The sequence below is a fragment of the Duganella fentianensis genome (genome assembly GCF_009857835.1).
GTDB classification, from domain to species: Bacteria; Pseudomonadota; Gammaproteobacteria; order Burkholderiales; family Burkholderiaceae_D; genus Rugamonas; species Rugamonas fentianensis.
Map to the genome: position 1 here is coordinate 1 of NZ_WWCL01000011.1, position 15,749 is coordinate 15,749.

General features: G+C 59.5%; 11 protein-coding genes. 9 read left to right on the forward strand and 2 right to left on the reverse strand.

The window, feature by feature from the left end:
* Positions 1-291: 291 nt before the first annotated feature.
* A complete protein-coding gene (gene pedF / locus GTP23_RS22150) occupies positions 292-765 on the forward strand; it encodes a cytochrome c-550 PedF (protein WP_161037127.1) in 474 nt (157 codons plus the stop codon).
* Between the two features lie 12 nt (positions 766-777).
* Positions 778-1,611: a substrate-binding periplasmic protein gene (locus tag GTP23_RS22155; protein ID WP_161037128.1), complete on the forward strand. Its 834-nt coding sequence runs from the start codon at positions 778-780 to the stop codon at positions 1,609-1,611.
* A gap of 89 nt (positions 1,612-1,700) precedes the next feature.
* On the opposite strand, the gene GTP23_RS22160 is transcribed toward GTP23_RS22155, so the two are convergent.
* Positions 1,701-3,812: a TonB-dependent receptor family protein gene (locus tag GTP23_RS22160; RefSeq protein ID WP_161037129.1), complete on the reverse strand. Its 2,112-nt coding sequence runs from the start codon at positions 3,810-3,812 to the stop codon at positions 1,701-1,703.
* Positions 3,813-3,961: 149 nt separating this feature from the next.
* Here GTP23_RS22160 and GTP23_RS22165 point away from each other — a divergent pair, with 149 nt between their 5' ends.
* From GTP23_RS22165 to GTP23_RS22195, 7 genes are all read left to right on the forward strand, one after another.
* Entirely contained in the window at positions 3,962-4,900 is a 939-nt protein-coding gene (locus tag GTP23_RS22165) for a beta-propeller fold lactonase family protein (protein ID WP_371866968.1), read from the forward strand.
* Between the two features lie 216 nt (positions 4,901-5,116).
* Entirely contained in the window at positions 5,117-6,637 is a 1,521-nt protein-coding gene (adh, locus tag GTP23_RS22170) for an aldehyde dehydrogenase (protein WP_155436862.1), read from the forward strand.
* A 2-nt stretch (positions 6,638-6,639) separates the two neighbouring features.
* A complete protein-coding gene (locus GTP23_RS22175) occupies positions 6,640-7,011 on the forward strand; it encodes a DUF779 domain-containing protein (RefSeq protein WP_161037130.1) in 372 nt (123 codons plus the stop codon).
* Between the two features lie 67 nt (positions 7,012-7,078).
* Positions 7,079-8,788, forward strand: a complete 1,710-nt coding sequence (locus GTP23_RS22180; RefSeq protein WP_202412314.1) for a PQQ-dependent methanol/ethanol family dehydrogenase — start codon at positions 7,079-7,081, stop codon at positions 8,786-8,788.
* A gap of 255 nt (positions 8,789-9,043) precedes the next feature.
* Positions 9,044-10,198, forward strand: coding sequence for a porin family protein (locus GTP23_RS22185; RefSeq protein ID WP_161037131.1), 1,155 nt, complete (start codon positions 9,044-9,046; stop codon positions 10,196-10,198).
* Complete coding sequence (locus GTP23_RS22190) at positions 10,198-12,345, forward strand: 4Fe-4S binding protein (RefSeq protein ID WP_161037132.1); 2,148 nt, start codon at positions 10,198-10,200, stop codon at positions 12,343-12,345. The genes GTP23_RS22185 and GTP23_RS22190 overlap by 1 nt, the downstream gene beginning before the upstream one ends.
* Positions 12,342-13,322 (forward strand): FAD:protein FMN transferase, encoded by a 981-nt coding sequence (locus GTP23_RS22195; protein WP_161037133.1) that lies wholly within the window; start codon positions 12,342-12,344, stop codon positions 13,320-13,322. Before GTP23_RS22190 ends, GTP23_RS22195 begins: the two co-directional genes overlap by 4 nt.
* A gap of 6 nt (positions 13,323-13,328) precedes the next feature.
* Here GTP23_RS22195 and GTP23_RS22200 read toward each other — a convergent pair whose 3' ends face one another.
* Complete coding sequence (locus GTP23_RS22200) at positions 13,329-15,284, reverse strand: sigma-54-dependent Fis family transcriptional regulator (RefSeq protein WP_229256246.1); 1,956 nt, start codon at positions 15,282-15,284, stop codon at positions 13,329-13,331.
* Positions 15,285-15,749: the final 465 nt, after the last annotated feature.

Here is a 15,749-nt window from a genome sequence, read left to right on the forward strand (position 1 = left end):
CTGCGCCGATGATAGTGCTGCAACCAGTGTGAAAGTAGGTTATCGTCAAGCTAGTTATTAGAAAAACCCCACCATCTGCCTGAACGCGCTCAAGATCGCGCTCAGTGCCGAAGGTGGGGTTTTTTGCTTTATATCCTGCTTTTTAGCTGTGAAAAATTGATCTATCACAGTCGGCGGGACTGTCACAGTTGTTTCAGATTGGAGCAATCAGCTCCTCTGGTATAGGGGAAAATGCTTGGCACGGCGTTTGCTCTATGACTGTTATTCTTAAAACAGTCAGGAGACTTCACCATGAAAAGCACTATCCGCACTTTCGCCGCCGCTCTCATCGCCAGCTCGGCACTGCTCTCTCTAAATGCCTCTGCCCACGGTAACGTGGTGCCGCAATCCGTGGACACCACCGGCCTGCCACCTGTCGGAGACAAATGGGCTGACCAGAATCCTTACCGTGGTAACAAACTGGCGCTGAAGATAGGCGCGTCGGCCTATAACCAGAACTGCGCTCGCTGCCATGGTCTGGAGGCCGTCACCGGCGGCATCGCCCCTGACCTGCGTATGCTGGACCGCGACTGCGTGGACGTCAAGAACGACAACAAGAAGAAGGCCTGCTTCAAAGAGATCGACAACTACTTCCTTACTTCGATCCGTAATGGCAAAGTGCGTAACGGTGCCGTCTACATGCCACCGTTCGAAGGCGTGTTCAATCAGGAAGCCATGTGGGCCATCAAGACCTATCTGGAAGCCCGTCGCGACGCTAGCAACTAATCGGAGCCCGCCATGCTGAACTCTACTTTGCATAAGCTGGGGCGCGTGGTACTGGCAGCAGGTTTGTGCGGCAGCGTGGCGCTGCCGGCACATGCGGACTGGGACAAGATCCACCAGTCCGGCACGCTGAAAGTAGCGGTGTACGAACAGTTCGCGCCTTTCTCTGACCGCAATACCGGCATCGATGTGGATCTGGCCAATGCACTGTCGGCCAAGCTGGGATTGAAGCTCAAGTTGCTGCCTTTCCCGGCGGGAGAGAGTCTTGGCGATGACCTGCGCAATATGGTGTGGAAGGGCCACTATCTAGGTTATGGTCCTGCCGATGTGCTGCTGCACGTGCCGGTGGAACCGCAACTGATGAATGAGAATGGCAAGGTGAGTATCTTCGCTCCCTACCATGTAGAGACGGTACGACTTGTGCGTAGCGTCCGCACGATGCCGGATTTCGATGGCGTCGATTCGCTGGCTGGTAAGACCATCGGCGTAGAGAAGGTTTCGATTGCCGGCATGGTGCTACTGGGCGAAGGCAATGGCCGCTTCCGCGACAAGGTGCGCATCTTCGAGAGCGCTGGTGACGCACTGGCGGCGCTGAAGGCAGGCGAGCTTGATGCGGTGCTGGCAAATCGCTCGGAGATCGAAGCGGCGTTCCGCGACGATCCCGCATTTCCTCTGAACGAGGTGGCGTTCCAGCGTTTGCCGCGTGCTGGCTGGGCAGTGGGAATGGCCGTGCGTAAGGATGATCAGGACGTAGCGCGTATGCTGCAGCAGGCGGTGAATGAACTACGTGCCAGCGGTGAACTGCAGGCGATCTTCGCACGTCACGGTGTACACGAGCAGCTGCCCTGAATTGCAGTGACACAGGGCGGGCGCTACAACATAACGCCGCCCGAATGAATAACGCCACCTTTATGGTGGCGTTTTCTTTTGCCTACTGCTTAGAACTGATACTGGGCGCTTGCACCGAGCAGCCAGTTGCGCGTTGGCGCAGCCTCGTAATAGCGCTTGTTGCTATCGCCGACGATCACCGATCCTACATACTGTCGATCGAGCAGATTATTCAGACGGACGAACTGTTTGAACTGCCAGCCATGCCAGCGCTGGTTGCTGCTGATGCGCGCATTCAGGGTGGCATAGCCCGGTGCCGCCTGGTCGGCGTTGGCATCGTCCGCATAGATACGGCTGGATGCCTGCGCCTCGACTGCGGCACTGAACAGACCCGTGTTGTCCTTCCATGCCAGATCAGCATAGCCATTCGCATTCGGCACTCCCGGCAAACGACTGCCTTTGAGTACTGCGCCAAAGCTCTGGTCATATACTGCACGCAGGCTGGTCAAAGCTACATGGCTGCTCAGGCCATAACGCCAGTTAGTATCGAGCGATAGCTCCAGCCCCTGACGCAAGGTGCGGCCCGCATTGCGGTAGCTAGTGCGGCCGCCACTGCTGCTATCGACCACCAGTTCATCGGTCGTGCGGATCTGGAACACGGCAGCATTGATGCGGGTACTTTCGCTGGTGCGTAGCTTGATCCCCGTTTCCAGATGTTTGCTGTGTGCCGCCTGCAGGCGGAAGTTGAAGCCAGCACCTGTACCGGAGTAGAACAGCTCATTGAGCGTCGGTGTTTCAAAACCGCGCGCTGCACTGGCATAGGCATGCAGGGCAGGCGTGAATTTGTACAGCACGCCCGCTACCGGCGTAGTGTGGCTGTAGGAGAGTGCGCCGCTGTCATTGCCATTGGCCAGATAGTGATCGTCCACCGAAATGCGCACGCTGCTGTGGCGCAGGCCAGCACTGAGCAGCCAAGGGCCGGATTGCCATTCGGCCTGCACATAAGGTTCGGTGCTGCTGACATTATCGTCTTCCGAGCGGCGCAGCGCGCCTTTGACGCCGAATGTGGTGCCGATGAAGTTCTCGTAGCCGCGCCGGTCATCGCCAGAATGGCCATATTCCAGCCCGATGGTCGTGCTCAGTGTGCCGCCCGCCAGCCCCGCAACGTGTAGCCAGTTCAGATCCGCACCATAGAAGTTACGGTCGAAATCCACCACGCCGCCGGAATGGCTGGCAGGGGCCTGAAACGCTTTGGAGAAGGCCTGATACTGGATTACCTGGCGGTTGCCGCCATAGGCGCTCAGGTGCAGACGGTCGGCACCGAACTGCTGTTCCCAGTTGGCGCCGATCTGCTGGTGATCGATGCTCTTGCGGGTGTTATAGCGGTCTGCCAGCGTGCGCTTGGGTGTCTGGGTATCCGTGGTGTCGGTTTCGCCTGCGCGGGGATCGCGCTGATAGGTAGTCCAGGTAACGCCCAGCGCATCCTGGGTATCGCCCTGGTGCAGACCATTGGCGACGATAGTCAGCACTGCATTGTCGAGCGGCTTGAGCGTCAATTTGGCTGCGGCCAGATCGCGCTTGGCTGCACTGTGGGCGCGGTAGCCATCCGTTTCAAAGCGCGAGGCATCGAGCACGTAGCCCACACCGCCTTGCTGGCCTTGCGCGTTCAGGTCTAGTTTGTGGCTGCCGTAACTGCCCGCCGTCAAAGTGGTTTCGATGCTGGGGGCGCCCTCGCCATCACGGGTGAATAGCTGGATCACGCCGCCCGAGTGATTGCCATAGATGGCGGAGAACGGGCCGCGCAGCACTTCGATGCGCTCGGCCAGATCGAGATTGAAAGTGGCGGCCTGGCCCTGACCATCGGGCATGCTGGCAGGGATGCCGTCAGCGATCAGACGCACACCACGCACACCAAAGGCGGAACGGGCGCCAAAGCCGCGCGAGGATATCTGCAGGTCCTGCGCATAATTCTGGCGGTTCTGCGCTACTAGTCCCGGTACGGCGGCCAGCGCTTCCGAGGCATTGACGCGGGCCTGTGCTTCGCGGATGCGCGCCACATCCAGCACGTCGATGGCGGCTGGCATGTCGAAAACCGTGTGGCCGACGCGGGTGGCACTGACGACGACTGAATCGATAGGCGCGCTGCCCTCATCGGCAGCGCAGGCAACGCCGCCCAGCGCAAAGAGCGCGGCGATGGCGTTGAGGCGGTGTAGCTGTTTCATGTGGTCTCCGTTCTGGTGAGTGTTATACCAGACATATAAGCAATATGTTTGCCATCCCTGCAGCCCGTCCCGAAACATGGTGGCACGGCGTTTGCACTACCTGTCGCATGCGCGCGCGATCCCGCGCGCGAACGACGAAAGGCGAACCCGTGAAAACTCCCATTCTGCTTTCCCTGCTGACTGCACTGGCCATGCCCGCGCTGGCCGCACCGCTGGCCTATGTGCCGAACGAGAAGTCCGGCAATGTCAGCGTGATCGATACTTCGACCGATACCGTGCTGCGCCAGATCGCCGCCGGCAAGCGCCCGCGCGGTATTGCCATCGATCCGGCTGGCGTCCGTCTGTATGTGACGGATGCTGCCGCCAACGAACTGCTGGTGCTCGATACAGCCAGCGGTGCGACCGCGCGCCGCATCGCACTGGGGAAATCACCAGAGGGCGTAAATATATCGCGTGATGGCCGGCTGGTGGCGGTAGCGGTGGAAGAGAGCAACAGCGTGGCGCTGGTCGATACCGAACAGTTGCGAGTGGTAGCCGATATTCCCGTGCGCGGCAAGAACCCCGAGCATGCCGTCTTCAGTCCTGACGGGCGCTGGCTGCTGGTCAGCGCAGAGGAGGCCGAACAGGTGGATGTGATCGACGTGGCGGCACGGCGCCAGACCGGTAGTGTGGCCGTGGGCCTGCGCCCGCGCGGCATGGGATTTACGCCTGATGGCAGCCGCGCCTATATCGCCTGCGAACTGGCCAGCGCCGTGTACGTGGTGGAGATGGCGACGCTCAGGCAGATCGCCCGCATCCAGGCGGGCAAGAACGCCAATGGTATTGCGGTCCATCCCTCGGGCGAGAAGGTGTTTGTCTCGAACGGCATCGATGCGACGGTGATGGTGATCGATACCGCGACCCAGCAGGTGAGCGCCACGGTGGCAGTGGGCAAGCGCCCGTGGAATATGGCGCTAACGCCGGACGGCGCCAAGTTGTATGTGGCGAATGGGCGGGCCAATAGCGTCTCCGTAATCGATACGGCCAGCGCCGCCAAGCGTAGCGACATCAGCGTCGGCGAGCTGCCATGGGGTGTGGTGATCCACTGAACTGCTGCTACATGTGCTGTCACACCTGTTCCAAAGCTGAACAGCTGTGACAGTGCCCGGCCCCTGTAATCAGACCGCTTCCCCCATTTTCCCTAGGCCGTAGCAGTAATGCAGCAGTGGCAGTGCGAGCTGGCACGGTGTTTGCGAAAAGGAGGATGTGCACTACCCAACGCCGCACTTCGCGGCCTTACATAACCACAGCAGAAAGAGGACGACATGAATCTGGCAGACATCAGCAAACTGGGCGTAGCTAATCCTTTCAAAGCACGCTATGACAACTACATCGGCGGCAAATTCGTCGCTCCTGTCAAAGGCGAGTACTTTGCCAACGTAACCCCGATTACCGGCCAGCCGTTCTGCGAAGTGGCCCGTTCCACCGCAGAAGACGTGGAACTGGCACTGGACGCAGCGCACGCTGCCAAAGAAGCCTGGGGCAAAACCTCGCCGGCCGAGCGTGCCAACATCCTGAACAAGATGGCCGACCGCATGGAAGCCAATCTGCAGCTGATCGCCACGGCGGAGACCATCGACAACGGCAAGCCTATCCGCGAAACCATGGCAGCCGACATTCCGCTGGCCATCGATCACTTCCGCTACTTTGCCGGCTGCATCCGCTCGCAGGAAGGTTCGGTCGCCCAGATCGATTCCGAAACCTACGCTTACCACTTCCACGAGCCGCTGGGCGTGGTGGGCCAGATCATCCCCTGGAACTTCCCTATCCTGATGGCCGTCTGGAAGCTGGCGCCTGCACTGGCAGCCGGTAACTGCATCGTGCTGAAACCTGCCGAGCAGACGCCTGCTTCGATCATGGTGCTGCTGGAAGTGATCGCCGACCTGCTGCCACCGGGCGTACTGAACGTCGTCAACGGTTTCGGTCTGGAAGCCGGCAAGCCGCTGGCTTCGAGCAAGCGCATCGCCAAGATCGCCTTCACCGGCGAAACCGGCACTGGCCGTCTGATCATGCAATACGCAGCACAGAACCTTATTCCTGTCACGCTGGAACTGGGCGGCAAATCGCCTAACATCTTCTTCGAAGACGTGATGGATGCCGACGACGCCTTCTTCGACAAGTGCCTGGAAGGTTTCGCCATGTTCGCGCTAAATCAGGGCGAAGTCTGCACCTGCCCATCGCGCGTGCTGATCCAGGAATCCATCTACGAGAAATTCATCGAGCGCGCACTCAAACGTGTGGCCGCCATCAAGCAGGGCAACCCGCTCGATTCGAGCACCATGATCGGCGCCCAGGCATCGCACGAGCAGCTGGAAAAAATCCTGTCCTACATGGACATCGGCAAGCAGGAAGGTGCGCAGCTGCTGGCTGGCGGCGAACGCAATGTGCAGGGCGGTGATCTGGGCGGCGGCTACTACGTGCGTCCTACCGTCTTCAAAGGCGATAACAGCATGCGCATCTTCCAGGAAGAGATCTTTGGCCCGGTGGTATCGGTGACCACCTTCAAGGACGAAGCCGACGCGCTGCGCATCGCCAACGATACCCTGTACGGTCTGGGTGCAGGTCTGTGGACCCGTGACGGCAGCCGCGCCTTCCGTGTAGGCCGCGCTATTCAGGCTGGCCGCGTGTGGACCAACTGCTACCACCTCTACCCAGCCCACGCAGCCTTCGGCGGCTACAAGCAATCGGGTATCGGTCGTGAAAATCACAAGATGATGCTCGACCACTACCAGCAAACCAAGAACCTGCTGGTGAGCTACAACCCGAACGCACTGGGCTTCTTCTAATCATGGATCACATCATCGCCCGTGTTACGGCCACGCCTGCCGCACTCGATCTGATCGCAGCGTTGCGTCGCCAGCACGGGCCGGTGATGTTCTTCCAGTCCGGCGGCTGCTGTGATGGCAGCACGCCGATGTGCTACCCGCTGGGCGAGTTCGACATCAGCGATACCGATGTCTATCTCGGCCAACTGGACGGCGCCGCGTTCTACATGGGGCGCGAGCAGTTCGAATACTGGGAGCACACCCAACTGATTATCGACGTCGTCGCGGGGAACGGCGGCATGTTCTCGCTCGATAACGGAACCGGCCTGCGGTTTATTACCCGCTCGCGCCTGTTCAGCGACGAAGAGCTGGCAGTACTCGGCTCGGCAGCATAGCAGCACACTACAACCATAAAATCCGGAGATAAAAGTGCAGAAAATTGTCATCGCATCGCTGGCGGGGATGTCCTTCCTGTCGCTGGCCCATGGCACCGAGGTTAGCTCGGCCATGCTCAAGAATGCCGCAACCAACACCAGCAGCGTGCTGTCGTTCGGTCTCGGTTCGGAAGGTCAGCGCTACTCGCCGCTGACGCAGGTGAATAGCAAGAACGTGGCGAAGCTGGTGCCGGCATGGTCGTTCTCGTTCGGCGGCGAAAAACAGCGCGGTCAGGAATCGCAGCCGGTTATCCATAACGGCAAAATGTTCGTCACCGCCTCGTACTCGCGTATTTTCGCGATCGATATGAAGACGGGGCAGAAACTGTGGAAGTACGAACACCGTCTGCCAGATGGCATCATGCCTTGCTGCGATGTGGTGAACCGTGGTGCCGCCCTGTTCGGCAATCTGGTGATCTTCGGTACGCTCGATGCGCAACTGGTGGCACTCAATCAGGACACCGGTAAGGTGGTCTGGAAAGAGAAGGTCGATGATTACGCTGCCGGCTACTCGATGACGGCCGCGCCGCTGATCGCTGACGGCGTGCTGCTGACGGGAGTATCGGGCGGCGAGTTCGGTATCGTGGGCCGCGTGGAAGCGCGCAATCCGCTGACCGGCGAACTGCTGTGGACCCGTCCGACGGTCGAAGGCCATATGGGCTACCGTTACGACAAGGACGGCAAGGCCATCGAGAACGGTATCTCGGGTACGCTGAACAAGACATGGCCGGGCGAGCTGTGGAAGACTGGCGGCGCTTCGACCTGGATGGGCGGCACCTATGATTCGAAAACAGGGCTGGCCTACTTCGGCACCGGCAATCCTGCACCGTGGAATAGCCACCTGCGTCCCGGCGACAATCTGTACTCGTCATCCACCGTGGCGCTGGATGTGAAGACTGGGCAGATCAAATGGGCATACCAGAACACCCCGAACGATTCGTGGGACTTCGACGGTGCGAATGAATTCGTCACCTTCGATATGGATGGCAAGCGCTATGGCGGTAAGGCTGACCGTAACGGCTTCTTCTATGTGATCGATGCGAACAGCGGCAAGCTGCAGAACGCTTTCCCGTTCGTGAAGAAAATCACCTGGGCTTCCAGCATCGATCTGAAAACCGGCCGTCCTAACTTCATCCCTTCGAATCGTCCAGGTGATCCTACCAAGGGCGAAGAGGGCAAGAAAGGTAGCACGGTGTTCGCAGCACCTGCCTTCCTCGGCGCGAAGAACCAGATGCCGATGGCATACAGCCAGCAGACAGGCTTGTTCTATGTGCCAGCAAATGAATGGGGCATGGATATCTGGAATGAGCCTATCAGCTATAAGAAAGGCGGCGCCTATCTGGGTGCAGGCTTTACCATCCGCCCGCTGTTTGACGATTACATCGGCGCGCTGCGTGCAGTTGATCCTAAGTCCGGCAAGATCGTTTGGGAAGTCAAGAACAACGCGCCACTGTGGGGTGGTGTGATGAGCACTGCCGGTAATCTGGTGTTCTACGGTACGCCGGAAGGCTTCCTGAAAGCGCTCGATGCGAAGACGGGTAAAGAGCTGTGGAAGTTCCAGACCGGTTCCGGTGTGGTTGCACCTCCTGTGACCTGGCAGGATGGCGATACGCAGTACGTCGCAGTCGTCTCGGGCTGGGGGGGCGCAGTACCGCTGTGGGGTGGCGAAGTGGCGAAGAAAGTCAACTTCCTCGAGCAGGGTGGTTCAGTATGGGTATTTAAGTTGTCCTCCAAGTAGTCCGTAGTCTCGGGTACGTTTTACGGCGGCTTCGGCCGCCGTTTTTTTTGCGCGAGTGCTGCACAAGCAAGGCTGTAACTAGAAAGGGCAGCGATCAAATTCTGAACAGTGTGCAGCGCCGCTGATCCGTAACTGCACAGCCGCTGCAGACGCTTTGTGTGCGCTCCCTCTGGAGAGCACTGGGCACGCAAATTGCCCTATCCCGTGTACATCGCTTGATGTAGATAACCATTCCAAAAATATCGGGAGACATAAATGAAAAAAGTAATCGCGCTGGGCGCATTGGCTGTTGCAGGTACTCAGGCCGCACAGGCTGTCGATTTCAAGGCAGGTGACTGGAACGTGGCGCTGGGCGGCATCGTCAATGCCTACTACACGCAAGTGTCGTGCAGCGGTGATGCAGTGGGCGGTCTGGCGCTGGGTGGCAAAGGGCTGGGTTGTGGTGGCGAGAGCAATCGCACCACCATCGGTAATGGTCTGCTGCCTAATGGTCTGGTGACTTCGGCTACCTCCCGACAGGGCGATTTCGATGTCAAGGCGCTGATCGGGATCTACAACGCGACGGCAACGGACAGCGCGATTGCTGCCAACTCCGGCGTCGATGTGCGTCAGGCCTATTTCACTTTCGGTAATGCGGAAATGGGTACGGTGAAGCTGGGCCGCGATAACGGCATCTTCGGTGCCAACGCCATCTTCTCCGACATGACGCTGATCGGCTCGGGCGCGCCGGTACAGGCTACCCAGCGTGGCCGTGTGACGCTGGGCCACATCGGTGCCGGCTACAGCTATGTGGGCTACTATGGTCAGATCGCCTATAGCGCGCCTAAATCTTCCAGCGGTGTGGGCTTCGACGCTGCGGTGGTCAGCCCTGTCGCTGACACACCTATCGTTGCGGCCCCTGTCTATTCGGCCAAATCCAGCCCTCAGGTACAGGCGCAGCTGACCTTTGCTGCGGATGGACTGAAAGCCTGGGTAGGCGGCAAATCGCAGAAGTTCTCTGCTTCTGCCACTGGCGTGAAGGACTTCACCATGTCGGCCATGGAGCTGGGCGCCTCGTATCAGGCCGGTGACCTGGGCTTGCTTGCCAATGTACAGAGTGGCACTGGCCTCGGCATACTGTCCGATGCGGATCAGGGTAATACCAAGACCAAGGCGTATTTCGTGCAGAGCACCTACAAGGCAACTGAGAAAGTTAAAGTGGGTGTCAGCTATGGCATTAGCCGTAACGATGCGAATACGGCTGGCACGGGCGGCCTGAAGTCGAATGCCAATCTGACGCTGGGCGCGTACTACTCGCTCAACAAGGTGATCACGCTGGTGGGTGAAGTTGGTCAGACCCGCTCGAAAGGCTTCAGTGGTGGCGAAGCGAAGATGAATGGTGCTTCCTTCGGCGGCATCATCTTCTTCTGATGCGTTCTGCCTTACTGGGCTTGCGCGTGCCGGAATGGCGCGCGCTGTTCGCCGGACTGTGTCTGTGTGTGGCAGCGTTCTGCGCTGCGGTACCGGCGCAGGCCGGCGTACTCACGCGCGCCGAGCTGGTACGGCGCTTTCCGGCACCGCTGATCGTTGGTGAGCGCGATGCGGAGCTGCCCGTTTGGCCACTGTTCAAGCAGAACGCCACGGCGACCGAGCTGGTAGGCTATGTGTTCGAGTCTATTGATCTGGCGCCGATACCGGGGTTTTCCGGCGTGCCGCTCAACCTGATGGTGGCGATCGACCCTAAAGGCGTGTTTATCGGTGTGCAGGTACTATCCCAGCATGAGCCGGTTTTTCTTGATGGTCTGGGCGAAGCGCCGCTGCTGCAGTTTGTGCAGCAGTACAAAGACCTTTCGCTCAAGCAGAACATCAGCATAGCGCAGAGCACACGCAGTGGCGCCCGCAGTGATGCGGCGAATGCCCATATCGATGGTGTGTCCAAGGCCACGGCTTCGGTGCGCATCATCAATCAGAGCGTACTGGCAGCGGCGCTGAAGGTGTCGCGCAAGAAGCTGGGCTTTGGCGCAGCCCGTGATCCCGACCAGATTGCACAGGTGCGCACCGATGTATTCGAGCAGCGCACTTGGCAGCAGCTGTGTGACGACGGGCTGGTGCAGCACCTGCGCGTCAGCAATCGGGCGGTGGAGAAGCTGTTTGCCGGTAGTGCCGGCGCCGGCCTCGATGGCGAGGCTGCCAGCCGGCCGGACGAACTGTTTATCGATCTCTATCTGGCCTATGTTTCGGTGCCTTCGATAGGGCGTAATCTGCTGAACGAAGCTGGCTGGCGCAAATTGCAGGGGCGTCTGGAAGCAGGCGACCACGCTCTGCTGATCATGTCGTCGGGGCGCTACAGCATTACCGGCGAAGATTTCGTACCGGGCAGCGTGCCGGATCGGCTGCTGTTGAGGCAGGAAAAGCTGCCTATCGATATGCGTGACCTCGATCTCGATATGCGCTTTGCGCAGGGCGTACCAGCATTCGAGAGTGTTACGGTGCTGCGGGTGATAGCACAGGCGGGGCTGGACCCGGCGGCAGTGCTGGAATTTGCGTTGCCGATTACGCGCAGCAAGGGGATAGTCTATCCGGAGCGGATCACGCGCGAGCTAGGCCTGTCCTATCAGCTGCCATCGCGCTTGCTGATTCCGGCACAGGCCAGCAGCAAGTCATGGCAGGGTATATGGCGGGCCCGCCAGAGCGAGCTGGCGTTGCTGGTGGCTGGCCTGCTGGTACTTGCAGGCGCATTGCTGATGCAGCGTCGCCTGACCAGCAATGCGCGCCATTTTGTCTGGATGCGCCGCTTCTATCTGTGCTACACCGTGGGCTTCATCGGTTACTACGCTCAGGGCCAGCTCTCGATAGTGAATCTGACGGGCGCCATACAGGCACTAATGGCGGGGCGCAGCCTCGAGTTCCTGCTATTCGATCCCATGACGGTTTTGCTGTGGGGCTTTGTGGCGCTGTCGCTGGTGCTGTGGGGGCGCGGCACGTTCTGTGGCTGGCTCTGTCCCTTCGGGGCGCTGCAGGAATTCAGTCATCAGCTGGCGCGCAAGCTGCGGGTGCCGCAGATACGGTTACGTACGCGGGTGGATAGGCGACTCAAACGCGTCAAATACGTGCTTCTGGCGCTGATACTGGGAAGCGCTTGCTTTGCCGCCGAATGGACCGACCGGCTGGTGGAGCTGGAACCGTTCAAGACGGCCATCACGCTGAACTTCGTGCGTAGTCTGCCATATGTGCTGTATGCCGTAGTGTTGCTGATGCTTAGTGGTGTGATCTACAAGTTCTACTGCCGCTATCTGTGTCCTTTCGGCGGCGCGCTGGCGCTGCTGGGCAAGCTGCGCTGGCTGAGCTGGATACCGCGCCGTAGCGAATGCGGTACGCCTTGCCAGACCTGTCGCCATCGTTGCGACTATCAGGCCATCACTCCTGCGGGCCATGTCGAATATGACGAGTGCTTCCAGTGCATGGATTGTGTGGTGATTTATCAGAGCGAGCAAAAATGTGCGCCGCGCATGCTGGAACTGAAGCGCGCCACAGTCATTCCGATACAGCCTGTCATGAAAGGCGGGGAGAACATATGAGACGTCGTACTTTTATTGCCAGCGCGGTCGGTAGCATTGCCGGTGTAGCCGGTTGCGTGTGGCCTCATGGGGCTAAGCTGCATACGGGGGCGGCGCTGGCCTTCGGTACTACCATCTCGATCTCCGTGGTGCATACGGATGCGGAGCTGGCTGCGCGTGCTATCAGCGATGGTTTGCGCGCAGCGCAGGAGATCGATAGTCTGATGAATATCTACCGGCCCGAAAGTCAGGTATATCAGCTTAATCGCGATGGGCACATCAATCATCCCGATCAACGCCTGCTGCAGGTGCTGCGGCAGGGCGCTCAGTTGTCACAACTGACGGAGGGAGCTTTCGATGTGACGGTGCAGCCATTGTGGCTGCTGTATTCGCAGGCAGCTGGTCAGGGCGGCTTGCCGGATACTGCCGCGATCGGGCGGGCCCGCGCGCTGGTCGATTGGCGCAATCTGGAAATCCAGCCGGGGTCTGTCCGCTTCCGCCGCTCCGGTATGGCGCTTACGCTGAACGGGCTGGCGCAAGGCTATGCGGCGGATCAGGCGCTAGCGGCAATACAGAAGTACGGCATACGCGATGCGCTGCTCGATACGGGAGAGTTCATCGTCCGCGGCCAGCGCGGCCAGCAGCGCCCATGGATGCTGGGCGTGCGCGATCCCCGTGACGAAGGCCGGCTGGCGACTACTCTGCGGGCGCAGGGCTGCAGTGTTGCCACCTCGGGTGACTACGAATGCCGCTTTACGCCGGACTTCCGGCACCACCATATTTTCGATCCGGCGCTGGGTGATTCGCCGCCGGAACTGGCCAGCGTCACGGTATTGGCGCCCAATGCCATGCTGGCGGATGGACTGTCGACCGCGTTCATGGTGATGGGCTGGGAACGCGCGCAGGCGCTGGCCGCACGTATGCCGGCGGTGGATTTGCTGGTGATCGATAAGCAGGGGCATAGCCGCTGCTCGGCGGGCTTCCCCGCCGAGGTCTGATGCGGCTTACTTCAGGTTGGGCACTTTGCGATAGATGGTGTTGCGCGATACACCCAGTGCGCGTGCCGTCGCCGAGACATTGCCGCCATGGGCTTCCAGCGACTTGAGTATCACGGACTGCTCCATTTCTTCCAGGTTGGCGCCACTGGCCACCATCTGCGCCGGATCCGGTGCCGCCAGTTGGGTAGCCGCCAGCTCGATGTCGTCGAGGAAGTCGTCGGGCATATGGCGCAGGCAGATTTCATGCTCATCACCTGCCATGACGATGGCCGTACGCAGCAGATTGGTGAGCTGGCGGAAGTTGCCGGGCCAGCGGTGCTGGCGGAACAGCTGCAGGATTTCGGCGGAAACGTGATAACGGCCGTTATTGGATTCGGTCGCCAGAATTTTCTTGACGACGGTTTCCAGATCGGTGCGTTCGCGCAGCGGTGGCAGTTTGACGACCAGCCCGTTCAGGCGGTAGTACAGGTCTTCACGGAACAGGCCTTTGGCGATGCGGTCGCGCAGGTTGTGATTGGTGGCGCAGATCAGCTCTACGTTCACGGGGATGGACTTGTCGCTGCCCAGCGGGGTGACCATGCGTTCCTGTAGTACGCGCAGCAGGCGGGCCTGCAGGCTGAAAGGCATATCGCCTATCTCGTCGAGGAACAGGGTACCGCCGTTGGCCTGCAGGATTTTACCGATCGCCCCTTTCTTGCGTGCGCCTGTGAACGCGCCGTCTTCGTAGCCGAATAGTTCGGATTCGATCAGCGTCTCCGGAATGGAGGCGCAGTTCACCGCCACGAAGGGGCTCATGGCGCGCGGCGAATCATTATGAATGGCCTGGGCCAGCAGCTCTTTGCCGGTGCCCGTCTCGCCCATGATCATGATGGGGATGTCTTTGCCCAGTACCCGCGTGACCTTTTCGATCACCAGCTCCAGCTGCTGGTCGCCCGTGCGCAGATAGCGCAGGCCGGATAGGCGGCGCGCTGTGCTGGCGGCCTGACTGGCCGACATGGGTGCTGGCGCGGTAGCCGGAGTTGCGCGGTCCGAAGTGAGCGACTGCTGGAATACGCTATTCGACAGGCGCAGCTGGGCGCGGCCAAAGACACTCACGCCATTATGCATGCACAGATTGAGCAGGCCGGGCGAGGCCGTGCGGTAGTGGTCAAACAGCGCCGAGACGGGAAGACCGAACAGGGAGCTGAAGGTATGCGACTGCAGCGCGGCCGTAGATAAGCCCAGCTGGAACAGACCATTGCGGTTGGCGGCAAGGAAGCGGCCACCCGGACTGAATGAGGCAATACCTTCCATCAGCGTGCCGATAAATTCGGGGCGGGCGTGGAAGCGTATGGTAATGGCATCTTCGAAAGCGGCCGAGAACAGCTGATTCTCTATCATCAGTGCCGACATGCGCACCAGTGCCATGGTGTGTTTGTGATAGCTGCGCTGGTCGCCCGAAACATCAAGCACCCCGATCACATTGCCCAGATGGTCGGCGATGGGCGCGGCCGAGCAGGTGAGGAAGTGGTTGGCGGACAGGTAGTGCTGGTCGGCGTGCACCAGTGCCGGTGTACCTTCGGCTATCGCCGTGCCGATGGCATTGGTGCCGCGACTTTGCTCGGACCATGCTACGCCGGGCTGCAGGGCGACGCGGCTAGCTTTCTCCAGAAAGTCATCATCGCCCAGCGAGTGCACGATGACACCCTGGGCATCCGTGAGGATAACCATATTGTGGGTGTTGACGATCTGCTGGTACAGCGTTTCCATGGCCGGTACGGCATGGGCGTGCAGCAGCCGGTTCTGTTCTATTAATAGTGAGAGATCGTTGCGGGCCAGTGGTGAGTAATCTGGCGCCGACTCGCGGCGCAAACCGTATTGTTGCGAGCGCGTGTGAGAAGTTTCAATTATCCGTGGCATATTGTCGGCCCACGCCATGCTTAGGCGCGAGCTGTTCATATCTGGAGCAGTCTGGTATTCCATAATGGTCTCGTTGTCTCCGGCGGCCGTGATCGGCTCTGTTTTGTATGCCTAGGTGTTCCATAATGTAGCACCTGTGCAAAATGTGAGCAAAAGCTCTTCTTTTATGCGTTGCTTTACTGTTCAAAGCAAATGAAGTGCCAGCTTCAAATAAGACTGGACGGCAATGGGGTTGGCTTGCTATAGTTCGCCCCCCCTCGCAAAACAAGGCGCCCAGCGCTGAGTTGAACGGGGAAAAAAAGAAGGGGTTGACGAAACGATCTAAACGCTTCATACTCTTGCCTCTTCGCTGATGAACACAACGCTTCTCAGCAAGCAGTACCGACGCTCGGCGCTGGCCCAGTTCTTTAAAAATTCACAGTCGATAAGTGTGGACGTTTGATGAAAGTGCACACGAAGCTAGTCTTCGTGATACTTAAAAAATATCAAATGTTCACAAGAAATAAATGAAATAGGACGCTTCGTAAA

Bases quoted from the DNA above. Each gene is read 5' to 3' on its own strand.
- GTP23_RS22200 (WP_229256246.1), bottom strand. From the start codon at position 15,284: ATGGAATACCAGACTGCTCCAGATATGAACAGCTCGCGCCTAAGCATG.
- GTP23_RS22195 (WP_161037133.1), top strand. From the start codon at position 12,342: ATGAGACGTCGTACTTTTATTGCCAGCGCGGTCGGTAGCATTGCCGGT.
- GTP23_RS22155 (WP_161037128.1), top strand. From the start codon at position 778: ATGCTGAACTCTACTTTGCATAAGCTGGGGCGCGTGGTACTGGCAGCA.
- pedF (WP_161037127.1), top strand. From the start codon at position 292: ATGAAAAGCACTATCCGCACTTTCGCCGCCGCTCTCATCGCCAGCTCG.
- GTP23_RS22185 (WP_161037131.1), top strand. From the start codon at position 9,044: ATGAAAAAAGTAATCGCGCTGGGCGCATTGGCTGTTGCAGGTACTCAG.
- GTP23_RS22190 (WP_161037132.1), top strand. From the start codon at position 10,198: ATGCGTTCTGCCTTACTGGGCTTGCGCGTGCCGGAATGGCGCGCGCTG.
- adh (WP_155436862.1), top strand. From the start codon at position 5,117: ATGAATCTGGCAGACATCAGCAAACTGGGCGTAGCTAATCCTTTCAAA.
- GTP23_RS22175 (WP_161037130.1), top strand. From the start codon at position 6,640: ATGGATCACATCATCGCCCGTGTTACGGCCACGCCTGCCGCACTCGAT.
- GTP23_RS22160 (WP_161037129.1), bottom strand. From the start codon at position 3,812: ATGAAACAGCTACACCGCCTCAACGCCATCGCCGCGCTCTTTGCGCTG.
- GTP23_RS22180 (WP_202412314.1), top strand. From the start codon at position 7,079: ATGTCCTTCCTGTCGCTGGCCCATGGCACCGAGGTTAGCTCGGCCATG.